Here is a 16,061-nt window from a genome sequence, read left to right as displayed (position 1 = left end):
ACGGGCTGTGCGGACGGCAAGATCCACGCAATCCCTGGGTGGATGCCGGTGACGACGGCCATACTGCTGGTCATGGGCTCGTCGCGCGTACGCGCGGGCGAACGGGTCGGGGGGAGGGCCGGCAGGTGACACGGACGCCGATGGAAACGGAGTTGCCGACCGTGCGGGCGGACACGCCCGCGCCCGGCGGCAGGCGGCCGCGGGCATGGGTGGAGCAACTGCGCGCGTGGCGCGGCGCGGCCACGACGGAACCGGGCCGGCTGCGGATCATCGGAGCGCTGCTGGTCGTACTGGTCGTCGCGTTCGGCGCGGTGACGGCATGGCAGATCACCGAGCGCTCGGCCGCGGCCGACGACGTGATCCACCACAGCGAGCCGCTGAGCGCCCGCGCCGCGGACATCTACCGCTCGCTCGCCGACGCGGACGCCACCGCCGCCGGTGGCTTCCTCGCCGGCGGCGACGACCCCGAGCAGGACCGCGAGCGGTACGCGCGGGACATCCGGGTCGCGGCGCGGAACATCGCCGACGCGGCGGCCAGTTCCGAGGGCTCTGCCGATGCGCGCGCCCGGCTGGAACGGCTCAGCCAGCGGCTGTCGGAGTACACCGGACTGGTCGAGCGCGCCCGGGCCAACAACCGCCAGGGCTTCCCGGTCGGCGGGGCGTACCTGCGGCGCGCCAACAAGATGATGAACGAGCAGCTGCTCCCGGACGCCAAGCAGCTGTGGACGATCGAGACCGCGCGGCTGGGCGAGGACTACGCGGACGCCAAGGCGCTGCCCTGGGCCGCCTGGGCGCTCGGCGTCCTCGCACTGGGCGGGCTGCTGTGGGCACAGCGCCGCTCGTTCCGGCGCACGCACCGGGTGTTCAGCCCGGGCATGCTGGCCGGGACGGTTGCCACCGTCGTGGTGCTGCTGTGGCTGGTGGCCGGGCACGGCGTGGCCCGCGCCCGGCTCGACGACTCCTACGCCCACGGTGCGCGGTCGCTGCAGGTCCTCAACGAGGCCCGGATCCAGACCCTGCAGGCCCGCGGCAACGAGAACCTGACCCTTGTCGCCCGCGGCGGCGGGGACGCGTACAGCGCGGCGTACGACAAGCAACTGCAGGGCCTGGCAGGCACGAACGCGGACGGGCGGACGGGCCTGCTGGCGCAGGCGCTGGGGCTCGCCGACGACTCCGAGGGCCGCGGGAGCATCACGTCGGCGATGAAGGCGGCCAAGGCCTGGTGGGGACTGCACGGCCAAGCCCGCGAGAAGGACGACGCGGGCAGCTACCTGGACGCCGTGGCCCAGACGATCGGCGGCAGGTACGAGAACGGCCGGCAGGCCGAGCAGTACACGGGCTTCTGCTTCGACGAGGTCGACAACAGTCTCAAGCAGTCCGTCGACCACGAGCAGCAGGAGTTCGAACGGGCCGCGGCCGACGGGCGCGGCGCGCTGAACGGGCTGGTGCCGGGCGCGGCGCTGCTGGCGGTGCTCGGCGCCGCGGGCGCGGCGCTGGGCATCGGGCGCAGGCTGTCGGAGTACCGGTGAACGGGGGGAGGCCGCAGATGGGACGCGAGGGACGTGGGTGGCGCGTGCGGGGCTGGGCGGCCGTGGTCTCGGCGGCCGCGCTGGTCGCGGCCGCGGCCGCCGGCGCCGTACTGCCGCTGCAGGACGGCGAGGACCGGGAGCAGCCGAAGGCCCGGGCGGCGGCTACCGGGGCCCCCGCCGCCGCGCCGGGCAAGGCGGCGGCCGACGACGGCTGCGGCGGCCACCCGGAGGCGAGCCTGCGGCCGTCCTCCGCGAGCGGCCCGGCGATCGAACGGATCAGGAAGCGCGGCAAGCTGGTCATCGGGGTCGACCAGAACGGCTACCGCTGGAGCTATCGCGACCCGGTCTCCCGGAAGATCGTCGGCTTCGACATCGACCTGGCCAAGGCCATCGCCAAGGACATCCTCGGCAGCGAGGACGACATCCTCTACAAGACCGTGCCGACCGCCAAGCGCTTCGACGCCGTCAACAACCGTGACGTGGACCTGCTGGTGCGCACCGTGAGCATCACGTGCGAACGGATCAAGGAGAAGCACATCGCCTTCTCCACCGCCTACTTCGAGGCGGGGCAGCAACTGCTGGTCCCCCGTCAGGGTTCCACCGTCAAGGGATTCGACTCCTCCGTGAAGGGGAAACGGATCTGCGTCGCGCAGGGGAGCACCGGCCAGGCGGAGCTGGAGAAGGAGAAGGAGCGGCTGCGGCCCCGCGTCCTGCTCGTCGCCAACCAGCTGGACTGCCTGGTGATGCTGCAACTCGGGGAGGCCGACGCGGTCTTCACCGACAACGCGCTCGCCGCCGGCCAGGCCGCCCAGGACCCGGCGGTGCGGCTGGTGGGCACCCCCGTCACCACCGAGTACTACGGCGTGGCCATGAACGAGCAGGACACCGACCTGGTGCGCCGGGTCAACAAGGTGCTGGAGGACTACCGCGCCGGTGGCCCGGACAGCCATTGGATGCAGGCGTACCGTACCTGGCTGGAGGCGGACCTTCCCGGCATCGAGGGGCCGCCGGCACCGCTCTACAAGGACTGACGGCAAGCACGGGGACCAGCGGGAGGGAAGGAAGGTGCGATGGCGGTCGCGGGACCATCCGGACCGGCGATGAGCCGTGAGGACGTCGACCGTGCCCTGGCACGGCTCGGTGACGAGCGGGACGCCATTGAGGCGTCCCTGCTCGCGCTGCAGGACCACCCCGGCCGCAGGCTGCTCGAGGGCGCGGCGCTGAGCGGTGCCACCAAGGAGCGCTGGGCCGCGGCCGAGCAGGCCGTCGCCCTGTTGTGGGCGCACTTCGACACGTACACGGAGGCCCTGACCACCGCCCGGGCGCTGCGCGGCCGCCGCCGCTGGCCCACCCAGAGCGAACTGCGGGAGCTGACCGAGCTGTTGCGCGGCTCCGGCGTCACCGTCTCCGGCGGCGCCGTGCCGGAGGCGGCGCGGGGCCTGACGGGACCGGCCCGGCTGAGTGAGCGCATCAGCCTGGAGGAACTGCTGGCGCGCATGAACGAGTGGTACGCGCGGGTGATGGACGTGGTGTCCGCCGCAGACGCGGTGTGGTCGGCACTGCCCGCGCGCATCGACCTGCTGGTCGCGGAGGCCGGGCGGGTGCGTTCGCTCGCCGAGTCCGTCGGCGTGCGCCCCGGCACCCACCCCTCGGGCGACGACCTCGCGGGGATGCTGGACTCGCTGGCGGCGCTGCGCGCCGAGGTGGTCTCCGACCCGCTCGCCTTCTGGTCCGGCGGCCGGCCCGACACCACGCGCTACGACCGGGCCGGACGGTCCCTGGAGGACATACGGCGCGAGGTGGAGGCCGTGCTGCACGTCCGCGACGACGCCGACCACCGGCTGATGCGGCTGCGGGACGTCCTGTCGCGCGCCGACCGCACCCTCACCGAGGCGCGCAGTGCCCGGGTCGAGGTGCTCGCCAAGATCGCGGCCTCGGAGGTGCCCGCGGTCAACGGGGCGCCGGTCGCGCTGCACGATCAGCTCTCCGCCGCGGTCGACTTCCGCAGGACCGGCCAGTGGCACCGTCTCTCCCCGCTGCTGGACGACCTCGAACGACGCGCGGACGAGGAACTGCTGCGCGCCCGCGAGTCGCTGACCGCGGTCACCGCGCCGCTGGCCGTCCGCGCCGAGCTGCGCGGCCGGCTCGACGCGTACCGGGCGAAGGTGGCCCGTCACAAAATGGCGGAGGACCCGCTCCTGATGGAGCGCTACGACCACGCGCGGCGTCTGCTGTGGAGCGCGCCGTGCGACCTTCGCGCCGCGGAGAACGCGGTGCTGCGCTATCAGCGGGCCGTTGCCGAGTCGGTGGTGCCGGGGCAGGCGGAACCTGCCGACCACAGGGGGGATGCACGATGAACTGCCAGCGTCCGGGCTGCGACGGGACGATCGAGGACGTCGGGGGCGGTGAGCTGTTCTGCGACACCTGCGGGCTGGCGCCGGCCGCCGGCGGGGGCGGGGGCTCGTCGAAGCCCTCGCAGCCGTCGCGGGCCGCCGGGACCGGACCGGGCTCCGGCGCCTCCTCGCGCTCGTCGCGGACCTCTGGCTCGTCCCGCTCCTCTCGCCGTTCGGTGTCCGGGCGGCTGTCCCGTTCGCTGAGCGGCAGCACGAGCGGCGCCGCCTCCGTCTCCGTGCGCAGTTCGCGCTCCGGCTCCAGCGGCCCGACCCGGGGCAAGCTGGGCGCCGGCCTGGTGACCGTACCGCCCATCCCCCGGCCCGATCCGGCCGCCGCGGTGCTGCAGGACCCGCAGGTCCCCGAGCGGAAGCGGTTCTGCAGCAAGGGCGACTGCGGGGCGCCGGTCGGCCGCAGCCGCGGGGACCGTCCCGGGCGCACCGAGGGCTTCTGCACCAAGTGCGGCCAGCGGTACTCGTTCACGCCCAAGCTGCGGGCGGGCGACGTGGTGCACGGGCAGTACGAGGTGGTGGGCTGCCTGGCGCACGGCGGCCTGGGCTGGATCTACCTGGCCGTGGACCGGGCGGTCAGCGACCGCTGGGTGGTGCTCAAGGGCCTGCTCGACACCGGCGACGAGGACGCGCTGGCCGCGGCGGTCTCCGAGCGCCGCTTCCTCGCCGAGATCGAGCACCCCAACATCGTGCGGATCTACAACTTCGTGGAGCATCTCGACCCGAGGGGCGGCACCCTCGACGGCTACATCGTCATGGAGTACGTCGGCGGCAAGTCCCTCAAGGAGATCGCCAACGAACGCCGGGGCGCCGACGGCAGACGCGAGCCGCTCCCCGTCGACCAGGCCATCGCCTACGCCATCGAGGCGCTGGACGCCCTCGGCCACCTGCACAGCCGCAACCTGCTGTACTGCGACTTCAAGGTCGACAACGCCATCCAGACCGAGGACCGGCTGGAGCTCATCGACATGGGCGCCGTCCGCAGGATGGACGACCAGGACAGCCCGATCTACGGGACGGTCGGCTACCAGGCGCCGGAGGTGCCCGAGGTCGGCCCGTCCGTCGCCTCGGACCTGTACACGGTGGCGCGGACGCTGGCCGTGCTCACCTTCGACTTCCAGGGCTACACGAACGTGTTCGTGGACAGCCTGCCGGACCCGGACGGCATCGAGGTCCTCTCCCGCTACGAGTCCTTCTACCGGCTGCTGGTCCGCGCCACCGACCCCGACCCGGGCCGCCGTTTCGCCTCGGCGGACGAGATGAGCGAGCAGCTGCTGGGCGTGCTGCGCGAGGTCGTGGCGCTGGGCACCGGCAAGCCGCGGCCCGCGCTGTCCACCTTGTTCGGCCCGGAACTGCGGGTGGTCGACACCGTGTTGCTGGCTCCGGCCGAGGACGCCTCCACCCTGGGCGTCCGCGGTGCGAACGGTGCGAACGGCAGCCGGCGGGGCGCCGTACCGGCCCTGCCCGCCGCGACCGCCGCCGCTCCCGCCCTGCCCCCGTCGTCGGCACCCGGCCCCGGCGAGTACGGCGCGACCGTGCCGGGCGCCCCCTTCACCGTGCCCACCCAGCGGACGGGGCCGGTGCCCCTGGCGGCCGGGCCCGCCGTCTCGCCGCTGGACGTACGGGCCGCGGCGCTCTCGCTGCCCGTGCCGCACGTCGATCCCGCCGACCCCAACGCCGGTTTCCTGGCCGGGCTCGCGGCGGCCGCGCCGTCCGAACTGGTGGCCGCGCTGCGGGCGGCGCCGGTGCAGTCCCCGGAGCTGCGGCTGCGCACGGTGCGTGCCCGTCTCGACAGCGACGACGCACCCGCGGCCGTCGAGGAGTTGCGGAGGCTGCAGGAGGAACATCCCGAGGACTGGCGCGTGGTGTGGCACCGCGGCCTGGCCGCGCTCGTCACCCGCGACGACGGCACCGCCGCGCTGTCCTTCGACGCGGTCTACGACGCCTTCCCCGGCGAACCCGCCCCCAAGCTGGCGCTGGGCGTCTGCGCGGAGGTGCTGGGCCAGCTGGACAACGCCGCCGAGTACTACCGGCTCGTGTGGACCACGGACCAGAGCTACGTGAGCGCGGCCTTCGGCCTGGCCCGCGTCCGGCTCGCCGCGGGTGACCGGGCGGGGGCGGTGACCGCCCTGGAGTCGGTCCCCGAGTCCTCGATCCACTACACGGCCGCGCGGGTGGCGGCCGTGCGCGCCCGGCTGCGCGGACGCGCCCCGCAGGAGCCGCTCCTGGACGACCTGCGGGCCGCGGCCCGGCAGGTGGAGGACCTGCAACGGCTGGGCCTGGACACGCGGCTGCGCGAGCAGTTGTCCACCGAGGTGCTGGGCGGCGCGCTGGACTGGGTGCTGGCCGGGCAGCAGGGCGCGGCCGAGGTCCCGTCCACCGGATCCGCCACGCCCGGGCTCCTGGGCCGGGACCTGGACGAACGGGGGCTGCGCTTCGGCCTGGAACACTCGTACCGGGTACTGGCCCGGCTCGCCGACCAGGGCCGCACAAGGATCGAGCTGGTGGAGCGGGCCAACCGCCTCCGCCCCCGGACGTGGGTGTAACCGCCATGCCGCACGAGACCGTTTGCCCGGAGTGCAGCGAGCCTCTGGAACCCGACGACAAGTTCTGCGGCGTCTGCGGCGCCGACCTGTCCGCGCCCCGGGAACCGGACGCGTACGAACTCGCGCCGCCCGACCCCGCCGCCGCCCCCACCGCCCCCGAACCGCCGAGCGGTGAACCGGAGTCGTACGAGCTGGCCCCACCGGGGAGGGACACCGACACCCTCGCCTTCGGCCTGGGCACCGCCGACCTGCCCCAGGCCCGGATCACCGACCCCCGGCTGGAACCGTCCGCAGACGTGCGGTCCGCGAGTTCGGCGCGGTGCGTCGCCTGCGGCATGGGCGACGTCGACCCGGACGGCTACTGCGAGCACTGCGGGCACGCGCAGCCCCGGCCCCGCGACCACCAGGAGCAGGAGTGCGACGGCGTGGCCGCCGTGACCGACCGGGGCTTGCGGCATCACCGCAACGAGGACGCCTTCGCGCTGGCGACGACCGCGCTGCCCGACGGCACGCCCGTCGTCGTCGCCGTGGTCTGCGACGGGGTGTCCTCCGCGTACCGTCCCGACGACGCCTCGGAGGCGGCCGCGGGCACCGCGAGCACCTCCCTCGTACGGTCCCTGGCCCTCGGTGCCCGCCCCGAGGAGGCGATGCGCGACGCGCTGCTCGTGGCCGCCCAGGCGGTGACGGACCTGGCGGCCGAGACCCCCGAGGAGGAGGCCCGGCGCCATCACAACGCGCCCGCGTGCACCTGCGTCAGCGCGATCACCTCGGGCAAGACCTTCACCGTCGGCTGGATCGGGGACAGCCGCGCCTACTGGATCCCCGACGACCGCTCCGCGCCCGCCTCCCGGCTGACCGAGGACGACTCGTGGGCCGAACGCATGGTGTCCATGGGCCTGATGACCCAGGCCGAGGCGTACGCGGACGAGCGGGCCCACGCCATCACCGGCTGGCTCGGCGCGGACGCCGTGGAACTGGACCCGCACACCGCCTCCTTCGAACCGGACGAACCGGGTGTGGTGGTGGTGTGCACCGACGGACTGTGGAACTACGCGGAGTCCGCCGAGGAGCTGGCCTCCGTGGTGCCCGAGGACGCCCGTACACGGCCGCTGCACTGCGCCCGCACGCTGGTCGGGGTCGCCATCGACGGCGGCGGCCACGACAACATCACCGTCGCCGTGCTGCCGTTCCCGGCCGCGTGACCTCTCCCTGATGCTCTCTTCCGATGGTTGAACAAGCGCAAGGAGCGCACCCGATGGCCAACTTCTCCAAGTCGAACGTGCCGCAGTTCTCCGTCGACATCTACCAGAACGAGTTCCTCCCGGAGGGCGGGCGCGAGGTCAACGCGATCGTCACCGTGACCTCGACCGGCGGCGGCACCACCGGTGGGCTGCCGCTGGCCACCCAGGCGCCCGGCGACGTGCCGGGCGCTGCGCCCGGTGCCGCCGTGGTCATCATGGTGGACTGCTCGGGCTCCATGGACTACCCGCCGACCAAGATGCGCAGCGCCCGCGAGGCGACCGCGGCCGCCATCGACACCATCCGCGACGGCGTCGCCTTCGCCGTGGTCGCCGGCACCCACCAGGCCAAGGAGGTCTACCCGGCGAACGGCGGCCTCGCCGTCGCCGACCCGGCCACCCGGCACCAGGCCAAGGAGGCGCTGCGCCGGCTCAGTTCGGGCGGCGGCACCGCGATCGGCACCTGGCTGCGGCTGGCCGACCGGCTGCTGGCCACGTCCGACGTGTCGATACGGCACGGCATCCTGCTCACCGACGGCCGCAACGAGCACGAGAAGCCGGAGGCGTTGCGCGCCGCGCTGGACGCCTGCGCGGGCCGCTTCACCTGCGACGCGCGCGGCGTCGGCACCGACTGGGAGGTCAAGGAGCTGACCGGGATCGCCTCCGCGCTGCTCGGCACGGTGGACATCGTCGCCGACCCGTCCGGCCTGGAGTCGGACTTCCGGCAGATGATGGAGACCGCGATGGGCAAGGAGGTCGCGGACGTCGCCCTGCGCCTGTGGACCCCGCAGGGCGCGGAGATCCAGTACGTCAAGCAGGTCGCGCCGACCGTGGAGGACCTCACCGCCCGCCGCACCGAGGCCGGTCCGCGGGCAGGCGACTACCCGACGGGCTCCTGGGGCGACGAGTCGCGCGACTACCACGTCAACGTGGTGGTGCCGGCCGCCGGTGTCGGCCAGGAGATGCTGGCGGCCCGGATCTCCCTCGTCCTGCCGCAGCCGGACGGCACGCCGCGCGTGCTGGGCCAGGGGCTCGTGCGGGCCGTGTGGACGGACGACATGGCGGCCTCGACGCGGATCAACCCGCAGGTCGCCCACTACACCGGCCAGGCGGAGCTGGCCCAGGTCATCCAGCAGGGCCTGGAGGCCCGCAAGCAGGGCGACTTCGACTCCGCGACCGCCAAACTCGGCCGCGCGGTACAGCTCGCCAGCGCCTCCGGCAACGAGGACACCGCCAAGCTGCTGGCCAGGGTCGTGGACGTGGTGGACGCGGTGACGGGTACCGTGCGGCTGAAGGCCCGGGTTGCCGACGCGGACGAGATGACCCTCGAGACACGTTCGACGAAGACTGTACGGGTGAAGAAATAGAGCAGCGGGACACAGCGGGGCAGAGGGGGAGAGAGCGACATGTCGACTTGTCCGAACGGTCACCAGTCCGCGACGGACGACTGGTGCGAGGTGTGCGGAATGCGCATGTCCGCGCCGCCGTCACCCTCCGTCCCCGGCCCGCCGTCCCCGCCGCCCACGCACGCGGCGCAGGGCGCGCCCCCGCCCCCGCCCCCGTACTCCGGCGGCTACTCCCCCGGCCACACGCCGGGTTACGACCCCGGATACGAGCCCGCCTACGAACCGTCGTACGACCCCGGGTACGAACCGTCGTACGACCCCGGGTACGGCCGCGGCCGGGACGGGTTCGGCTACGACCCCGACGCGACCGCGGCCACCGAGCCCTGTCCCGACTGCGGCACCCCGCGCGAGGGCTACGCCCAGTTCTGCGAGGAGTGCCGCTACAACTTCGTCACGCAGGCCGGGACGGCCTTCGTCCCGCCGGCGCGCCCCTCCTCCCCCGGCTACCCGCCGGACGGGCCTCCGTACCAGCGCTACGAGTCGCAGCGGTCCCGCCCGTCGCAGATCAACCGCCCGGCCGAACCGCTGGCCCCGGAGTCGGTGACCTCCGGCTCGGGCGACTTCCTGCTCACCCCGCCGAGCCCGCCGGACCCCGGGCCCGTGCAGGCGGGCCCGCGCACGTGGACCGCCGTGATCGCCGCCGACCGGGACTACTTCACCGGCATGATGGCCCGCAGCGGCCCGGAGGCACGCGGGCTGTACTTCCCGTCGTACTCCCCCGAGCAGCGGATGCCGCTGACGGGCCCCCAGGTCACCGTCGGCCGCCGCCGGCACAGCACGGGCGAGGCCCCCGACATCGACCTGTCCAGGGCCCCGGAGGACCCGGGCGTCTCCCACAAACACGCCGTGCTGGTGGAGCAGCCCGACGGCAGCTGGGCGGTGGTGGACCAGGGCTCCACCAACGGCACCACCGTCAACGGCGGCGAGGACCCCATCGACCCCTTCGTGCCCGTCCCGCTGACGGAAGGCGACCGCGTCCACGTCGGTGCCTGGACGACGATCACGGTCGTCCGCGACTGACCCCGGCCGTTCCCGGCGCGGGCCGCAGTTCCCAGCGGTGCGGCCCGTCCGGCCGGTCCAGCCAGGTCCACTGGCGGCCGTCCTCGAGGCTCATCCCGAAGCGATCCCGGGGCGGCTGCCCCTGGCCGCGCCACAGGGCGTACGCCTCCTCGACGGCGGCCCACAGGTCCCGCGGCCCGGAGAGCCGGACGGTGCCGTCCCGGGCGGCGTGCGCGGTGGAACCGTCGGCGGCGGTGACCGTGGGGCCGCCCGGGGTCCAGTGGACCTCGGCGTCCCCGGCGTACAGGCCGAGCAGGAACCGGAACAGCTCGTTCTCCAGGATGCGCGGCGGGGTGGCGCCGGCACGGCTGCGCCCCGGGCTCCCGTCGGCGCCGGCGGGCCCGGCGGCCTCCCTGCGCGGGACGGCGCCGGCGCCCCGCAGCGAGACGAAGTACGCGGGGGTGTGCAGGAAGCGCCCCTCGGCCCGCTCCGGGCCCGTCACGCGCAGCGCGATCAGCCCGCCCGCGAAGGGCGCGAGGATCAGCCCGCCGCGCCGGCACTGCCGCGGCCACGCCTCCGGCACCGACGGCAGCTCGCAGGTGGCGACGATCCGGTCGTACGGCGCGCGCTCCGGGCAGCCCAGCGCACCATCCCCGGTGACCACCGTCACCGGGCGCCCGGCCGCGGCCAGGTGCGTGCGGGCGGCCTCGGTGATCTCCGCGTCGAGGTCCACCGTGGTCACCGCCCCGGTGCCCAGGCGGTGCGCGAGCAGCGCGGCGTTGTACCCGGTCCCGGCGCCGATCTCCAGCACCCGCTGCCCGTCCTCGACGCGCAGCGCCTCCAGCATGGCGGCCATCAGCGAGGGCTGGCTGCTGGACGAGACCGGTTCCCCGTCCCGCACGAGTGTGATCAGCGGGACGTCGGCGTAAGCGCCGGACAGCCACCGGGACCGGCCGCGCGGGTCGGGGTCGTCCGCCGACAGCCGGGTGAACCCTCCGTCCGAGCGGGGCCGGTGGTAGACGGGAACGAACAGATGGCGCGGCACCTCCTCGAACGCGGCCCGCCACCTCGGGTCCGCCAGCTCCCCGGCCGCGACGATACGGCGCACCAGCCGGGCCCGCAGCGGCACCGCCGCCGCGGCGTACCGGTCGTCGTTCGTCATACGACCACTCTGCGACGGTGACCCCCTCCGGACAACGCGGGCCGTCTGAGACCATGGGATGCGTGAATGAGATCCCGCGGGGCACCGTTGAGCAGCAGACGTTCTTCGAGGCGGTCGGCGGCGAGCCGACCTTCCGGCGGCTCGTCCGCCGCTTCTACGAAGGCGTCGCCGAGGATCCGATCCTGCGCCCCATGTACCCGGAGGAGGACCTCGGCCCCGCCGAGGAGCGCATGAGGCTCTTCCTCATGCAGTACTGGGGCGGCCCCCGCACCTACAGCGAGAACCGCGGCCACCCCCGGCTGCGGATGCGCCACGCGCCCTTCCGGGTCGACCAGGCCGCCCACGACGCGTGGCTGCGGCACATGCGCACCGCGGTCGACGAACTCGGCCTGGAGCCCGACCACGAGCGCCAGCTGTGGGACTACCTGGTCTACGCGGCGGCGTCGATGGTGAACACCGCGGGCTGATCACGTCGGCCGGATAGGTCATCCTCCGGCACACCGGCCGTACCGAACCGGGGCGGCGGACCTTGGGGTCCGCCGAGCAGGCCGGCAGGTCATCTCCTCGCGGGCACCCGGGAGGAGATCACCCGGGCAGGTCGTCATGGGTCAGCGGACCGGGCTGACCGACAACCCGGGCAGGCCGCGGCGTACGGCGACCGAGCCGTATGGAGTGCGCAGCCGCAGCCAGGGGCCCGCGGCGAGGAGCAGCATCGCCGGCTGCTCGGCCGTGCGCGGCGCCGGGACGGCGGCGCGCACCGGGCGGAGGAAACCCAGCGCGTGGGCGGCGTGCACCACCCGCAGCGGCAGTCCGGTCGCGCCGAGCTGCCGGGACCAGATGTCATCGGCGATGGCGTCCAGCTCCGCGCGGGTGCGGTTCCCGGGCGGCAGCGCCTCGCTGCGGTCGCGGAACTCGGTCACCGCCGCGGCGGCCACGGCACGCACGTCCTCCGCGGACGGCAGGCCCCGCACCCGCTCCCAGCCGCCGCGCGGCGGGAGCAGTCCGGCCCAGGCAGGCCCGGTGACGGCCGCGGGCACCGCGACCGTGCCCGTCACGTCGTCGATGCCGTCGAGCAACTGCCCGGCGGAGACCGTCGAGTCCAGGTCACCGGCGGCCCCGTCCAGCTCGGCCGTGCGGACGGCCAGGACCCCGCCGCCGAACGGCGGCTGCCCGAACACGGCGAGCACCGTGCCCGAGGCGCGCAGCCGGACAACGGCGGCCTTGTCCCAGCGCAGCAGCCGGGCCAGGAAGGCGGCGAAACCGTCCGCCTCCCTGGCATCGGCGAGTCGCAGGGGTGCCGTCATACGGCGACTGCCCCCTCGCGGGCGTCACCGGACTCACCGGGCGCGCCCGCGCTGTCGTCGAAGTACTCCTCCAGGAACGACCGCTCCTCCGCCGTGATCCGGCGGGGCCGGCCCTTCTCCAGGTTGTACGGCACCACGACCGTGGAGGCGCGCACGTAGACCGCCTCCGCGTCCTTGACCTCGTACGCGACGGTCAGTGAGGCGGCCCCTACCTTGGTCACCCACGTCTCGACCGTCACCGGCTCGTGCCGGTGCACCAGCGGGCGCAGGTAGTCGATCTCGTGGCGGGCGACGACCGACCCGCCCGTGAACGACTCGCTGCCCTCCCCGGGCGCCAGCCGGAACATGAAGTCGATCCGGGCCTCCTCCAGGTAGCGGAGGAAGACCACGTTGTTGACGTGCCCGAAGGCGTCCATGTCCGACCAGCGCAGCGGGCAGCGGTAGATGTGCCGGGCCATCTCCCGCTCAGCCCCGGGTGAGCTTCTTGTAGGTGGCGCGGTGCGGCCGGGCCGCGTCCGGGCCGAGGCGCTCGACCTTGTTCTTCTCGTACGACTCGAAGTTGCCCTCGAACCAGAACCACTTGGAGTCGCCTTCGTAGGCGAGGATGTGGGTGGCCACCCGGTCCAGGAACCAGCGGTCGTGGGAGACGACCACGGCGCAGCCGGGGAAGTCCAGCAGCGCGTTCTCCAACGAGGACAGGGTCTCGACGTCGAGGTCGTTGGTCGGCTCGTCGAGGAGCAGCAGGTTGCCGCCCTGCTTGAGGGTGAGCGCCAGGTTCAGCCGGTTGCGCTCACCGCCGGACAGGACGCCGGCCGGCTTCTGCTGGTCCGGGCCCTTGAAGCCGAAGGCGCTGACGTACGCGCGGGACGGCATCTCGACCTGGCCGACGTTGATGTAGTCCAGCTCGTCCGACACGACCGCCCACAGGGTCTTCTTGGGGTCGATGTTGGCGCGGGTCTGATCCACGTAGGAGATCTTGACCGTGTCGCCGACCTTGATCGTGCCGCCGTCCGGGGTCTCCAGGCCCTGGATCATCTTGAACAGCGTGGTCTTGCCGGCACCGTTGGGGCCGATGACGCCCACGATGCCGTTGCGCGGCAGCGTGAAGGACAGGTCGTCGATGAGGACCTTTTCGCCGAACGCCTTGGAGAGGTTGCTGACCTCGACCACGATGTTGCCCAGACGCGGGCCCGGCGGGATCTGGATCTCCTCGAAGTCGAGCTTGCGCATCTTCTCGGCTTCGGCGGCCATCTCCTCGTAGCGGGCGAGGCGGGCCTTGGACTTGGCCTGACGGCCCTTGGCGTTGGAGCGGACCCACTCCAGCTCTTCCTTGAGCCGCTTGGCGCGCTTGGCGTCCTTCTGGCCCTCGACCTTCAGGCGGGACTGCTTGGTCTCCAGGTACGTGGAGTAGTTGCCCTGGTAGGGGTAGGCGCGGCCGCGGTCGAGCTCGAGGATCCACTCGGCGACGTTGTCCAGGAAGTACCGGTCGTGGGTGATCGCCACGACGGTGCCCGCGTACTTGGCCAGGTGCTGCTCCAGCCACTGCACGGACTCGGCGTCCAGGTGGTTGGTGGGCTCGTCGAGCAGCAGCAGGTCGGGGGCCTCCAGAAGCAGCTTGCAGAGCGCGACGCGGCGCTTCTCACCACCGGAGAGGTTGACGACCGGCCAGTCGCCGGGCGGGCAGCCGAGGGCGTCCATCGCCTGCTCCAGCTGCGCGTCCAGGTCCCAGGCGCTGGCGTGGTCCAGCTCCTCCTGCAGCTTGCCCATCTCGTCGAGCAGCGCGTCGGAGTAGTCGGTCGCCATCAGCTCGGCGATCTCGTTGAACCGGTCCAGCTTGCCCTTGATCGCGCCCACGCCGTCCTGGACGTTCTCCAGCACGGTCTTGGACTCGTCCAGCGGGGGCTCCTGCAGCAGGATGCCGACCGAGTAGCCGGGCGAGAGGTACGCGTCGCCGTTCGACGGCTGCTCCAGCCCCGCCATGATCTTGAGCACGGTGGACTTACCGGCACCGTTGGGTCCCACGACACCGATCTTCGCGCCGGGCAGGAAGTTCAGGGTGACGTCGTCGAGGATCACCTTGTCGCCGTGCGCCTTGCGCGTCTTGCGCATGGTGTAGATGAACTCAGCCAAGAGAAACCGTCCGGCATTCGATGTGTGGGCAGATACACCCCATCTTGCCGTACCGCCACCCCCCGGCGGAAACGAGTACCTGAGCGATGTCCCTCACGCCTGCGACCTGGGTACGGGCCGTCCCGTCCCGGTCGTCGCCTGCCGCCGTCGGTCGACGCGGGCACGGCCCAGCCGTCCCCGCCCCGCTTGTGGTGCGGTTCGCGGGCCGGCGGCCGCCTCAGCCTTGCGGAGCCCGGCGTCCACAGCATCGGGTTGCGTCCGTGGATACAGCCGGAGCACTCGCGGGCGTTCTGGATCCCCAGGCAACTCGTACACGCATGAGAGACCACCTCGCGCTCACCGCCGTCGCCAAGATCATGGCTGACGCCGGCACCGACGTCATCGTGCACGCCCGCCGCGGTGAGATCACCGAAGCGATCAATACGGTTCACCGCAATCGCACAGTCCTGCCCGCCGGGCAGGCGGCCGGACTAGACGTGCGGCGAAGCGGGGCAGAGGCATTGACCCGCCCCGCGATGACCGCTGCGGGAGGGCTGGAGCCTGTCGTCGGATTCCCTCCCCCGACCTGGCACCTCGCTGCGTTGTCGAATCGTCCGAGCAGCCCGCTACGAGGACGCCTCTCCGCCTTGCGGTGCACGGCACCTGGGGGCACCTCCCAGCGGAGCTGGGGGAGCCAATTCGACGACAGGCTCTCTAGGAGACCTTGCGGCGCGGGGCGCGCTTGCCCCGGGCGGGTTCCTGGGGGGCGTCGGGCGGGGTGGTCTCGCCGTCCCCGAAGTCCGGGGCATGGAAGGGGTTCGTCACCGGAGGCGGGGATGCCGCGGTCACGGAGCGCGGTTGCCCTTCCGGGGCGGAGAACAGCGACGTCGAATCGATGAGAGGTGTCCCTTTCGTCTCAGGCCCCGGCGGGGCCTGGCGTGCCGTGGCCCGGCACTGCGGTCCTACAGCTTGGTCATCTTGGTGTAGGGGCTGGGGATCCGCATCTGCGTGGACCCGAAGTCCACCAGCGCAGCGGTTCCCCCGTCGATGCCGATCACTCGGCCGAGGCCGTAGATGTCGTGCGTGACCTGGTCGCCCACGGCGAAGACCTTGGGAGCCGGTGTGACCGGCGCCTTGAAGGGGCTGGTGGGCAAATGACGCTTCGGTGCAGGAGGCTTTGTCATTGCCCCCAGTATGCATCGCCGAAATGCGGCGGCGACCGGCCCCCGGGGCATGCGAAGGCGATCGTTACACTCCGTCCCCGCGAGAGGCCCGGCCGGCCCATCGGAGAGCAGACGGGCGGGGCAGCCGCGCAGAAGGCCGTGGGGGCCGTACGCTTCGTATTGTCTATGGCGTCACATAGAGG

13 protein-coding genes are annotated in these 16,061 nt (G+C 73.2%); 8 read left to right on the top strand and 5 right to left on the bottom strand.

Going from position 1 to position 16,061, the window contains the following annotated elements:
• The first annotated feature begins 140 nt into the window (after nucleotides 1–140).
• The 7 genes from ACRWNP_RS05560 to ACRWNP_RS05530 are packed head-to-tail and all read left to right on the top strand — an operon-like array spanning nucleotide 141 to nucleotide 10,141.
• Nucleotides 141–1,529 (top strand): hypothetical protein, encoded by a 1,389-nt coding sequence (locus ACRWNP_RS05560; RefSeq protein WP_431959805.1) that lies wholly within the window; start codon nucleotides 141–143, stop codon nucleotides 1,527–1,529.
• Nucleotides 1,530–1,546: 17 nt separating this feature from the next.
• A complete protein-coding gene (locus ACRWNP_RS05555) occupies nucleotides 1,547–2,560 on the top strand; it encodes a glutamate ABC transporter substrate-binding protein (protein ID WP_431959804.1) in 1,014 nt (337 codons plus the stop codon).
• A gap of 39 nt (nucleotides 2,561–2,599) precedes the next feature.
• A complete protein-coding gene (locus ACRWNP_RS05550) occupies nucleotides 2,600–3,886 on the top strand; it encodes a hypothetical protein (protein ID WP_431959803.1) in 1,287 nt (428 codons plus the stop codon).
• Nucleotides 3,883–6,477 carry a tetratricopeptide repeat protein gene (locus ACRWNP_RS05545; protein ID WP_431959802.1) on the top strand — a complete coding sequence of 865 codons (2,595 nt, stop codon included), beginning with the start codon at nucleotides 3,883–3,885 and terminating at the stop codon, nucleotides 6,475–6,477. Before ACRWNP_RS05550 ends, ACRWNP_RS05545 begins: the two co-directional genes overlap by 4 nt.
• A 5-nt stretch (nucleotides 6,478–6,482) precedes the next feature.
• The gene (locus ACRWNP_RS05540) at nucleotides 6,483–7,679 is read left to right on the top strand and encodes a protein phosphatase 2C domain-containing protein (RefSeq protein WP_431959801.1); all 1,197 of its coding nucleotides are present in this window, start codon (nucleotides 6,483–6,485) and stop codon (nucleotides 7,677–7,679) included.
• A 53-nt stretch (nucleotides 7,680–7,732) separates the two neighbouring features.
• The gene (locus ACRWNP_RS05535; protein WP_431959800.1) at nucleotides 7,733–9,082 is read left to right on the top strand and encodes a VWA domain-containing protein; all 1,350 of its coding nucleotides are present in this window, start codon (nucleotides 7,733–7,735) and stop codon (nucleotides 9,080–9,082) included.
• Between the two features lie 39 nt (nucleotides 9,083–9,121).
• Nucleotides 9,122–10,141: an FHA domain-containing protein gene (locus tag ACRWNP_RS05530; protein ID WP_431959799.1), complete on the top strand. Its 1,020-nt coding sequence runs from the start codon at nucleotides 9,122–9,124 to the stop codon at nucleotides 10,139–10,141.
• On the opposite strand, the gene ACRWNP_RS05525 is transcribed toward ACRWNP_RS05530, so the two are convergent.
• Nucleotides 10,122–11,282, bottom strand: a complete 1,161-nt coding sequence (locus ACRWNP_RS05525) for a methyltransferase domain-containing protein (RefSeq protein WP_431959797.1) — start codon at nucleotides 11,280–11,282, stop codon at nucleotides 10,122–10,124. The genes ACRWNP_RS05530 and ACRWNP_RS05525 overlap by 20 nt on opposite strands.
• A gap of 62 nt (nucleotides 11,283–11,344) precedes the next feature.
• Here ACRWNP_RS05525 and ACRWNP_RS05520 point away from each other — a divergent pair, with 62 nt between their 5' ends.
• The gene (locus ACRWNP_RS05520) at nucleotides 11,345–11,749 is read left to right on the top strand and encodes a globin (RefSeq protein WP_431959795.1); all 405 of its coding nucleotides are present in this window, start codon (nucleotides 11,345–11,347) and stop codon (nucleotides 11,747–11,749) included.
• 141 nt (nucleotides 11,750–11,890) lie between these two features.
• Here ACRWNP_RS05520 and ACRWNP_RS05515 read toward each other — a convergent pair whose 3' ends face one another.
• The 4 genes from ACRWNP_RS05515 to ACRWNP_RS05500 all read right to left on the bottom strand — a co-directional run bounded on the left by ACRWNP_RS05515 (nucleotide 11,891) and on the right by ACRWNP_RS05500 (nucleotide 15,879).
• A complete protein-coding gene (locus ACRWNP_RS05515) occupies nucleotides 11,891–12,586 on the bottom strand; it encodes a hypothetical protein (RefSeq protein WP_431959794.1) in 696 nt (231 codons plus the stop codon).
• The gene (locus ACRWNP_RS05510; protein ID WP_431959793.1) at nucleotides 12,583–13,044 is read right to left on the bottom strand and encodes an acyl-CoA thioesterase; all 462 of its coding nucleotides are present in this window, start codon (nucleotides 13,042–13,044) and stop codon (nucleotides 12,583–12,585) included. Before ACRWNP_RS05510 ends, ACRWNP_RS05515 begins: the two co-directional genes overlap by 4 nt.
• Nucleotides 13,045–13,051: 7 nt before the next feature.
• A complete protein-coding gene (gene ettA / locus ACRWNP_RS05505) occupies nucleotides 13,052–14,716 on the bottom strand; it encodes an energy-dependent translational throttle protein EttA (RefSeq protein ID WP_431959792.1) in 1,665 nt (554 codons plus the stop codon).
• Between the two features lie 941 nt (nucleotides 14,717–15,657).
• Entirely contained in the window at nucleotides 15,658–15,879 is a 222-nt protein-coding gene (locus ACRWNP_RS05500) for a hypothetical protein (protein WP_431959791.1), read from the bottom strand.
• Nucleotides 15,880–16,061 lie beyond the last annotated feature (182 nt).

The organism is Actinacidiphila sp. bgisy160 (assembly GCF_965342435.1).
Lineage (GTDB): Bacteria > Actinomycetota > Actinomycetes > Streptomycetales > Streptomycetaceae > Actinacidiphila.
The sequence above is the reverse complement of the archived record's forward strand: the minus strand, read 5'-3'. Positions and strand labels throughout refer to the sequence as shown.

Bases quoted from the DNA above. Each gene is read 5' to 3' on its own strand.
- ACRWNP_RS05560 (WP_431959805.1), top strand. From the start codon at position 141: ATGGAAACGGAGTTGCCGACCGTGCGGGCGGACACGCCCGCGCCCGGC.
- ACRWNP_RS05555 (WP_431959804.1), top strand. From the start codon at position 1,547: ATGGGACGCGAGGGACGTGGGTGGCGCGTGCGGGGCTGGGCGGCCGTG.
- ACRWNP_RS05550 (WP_431959803.1), top strand. From the start codon at position 2,600: ATGGCGGTCGCGGGACCATCCGGACCGGCGATGAGCCGTGAGGACGTC.
- ACRWNP_RS05545 (WP_431959802.1), top strand. From the start codon at position 3,883: ATGAACTGCCAGCGTCCGGGCTGCGACGGGACGATCGAGGACGTCGGG.
- ACRWNP_RS05540 (WP_431959801.1), top strand. From the start codon at position 6,483: ATGCCGCACGAGACCGTTTGCCCGGAGTGCAGCGAGCCTCTGGAACCC.
- ACRWNP_RS05535 (WP_431959800.1), top strand. From the start codon at position 7,733: ATGGCCAACTTCTCCAAGTCGAACGTGCCGCAGTTCTCCGTCGACATC.
- ACRWNP_RS05530 (WP_431959799.1), top strand. From the start codon at position 9,122: ATGTCGACTTGTCCGAACGGTCACCAGTCCGCGACGGACGACTGGTGC.
- ACRWNP_RS05525 (WP_431959797.1), bottom strand. From the start codon at position 11,282: ATGACGAACGACGACCGGTACGCCGCGGCGGCGGTGCCGCTGCGGGCC.
- ACRWNP_RS05515 (WP_431959794.1), bottom strand. From the start codon at position 12,586: ATGACGGCACCCCTGCGACTCGCCGATGCCAGGGAGGCGGACGGTTTC.
- ACRWNP_RS05510 (WP_431959793.1), bottom strand. From the start codon at position 13,044: ATGGCCCGGCACATCTACCGCTGCCCGCTGCGCTGGTCGGACATGGAC.
- ACRWNP_RS05500 (WP_431959791.1), bottom strand. From the start codon at position 15,879: ATGACAAAGCCTCCTGCACCGAAGCGTCATTTGCCCACCAGCCCCTTC.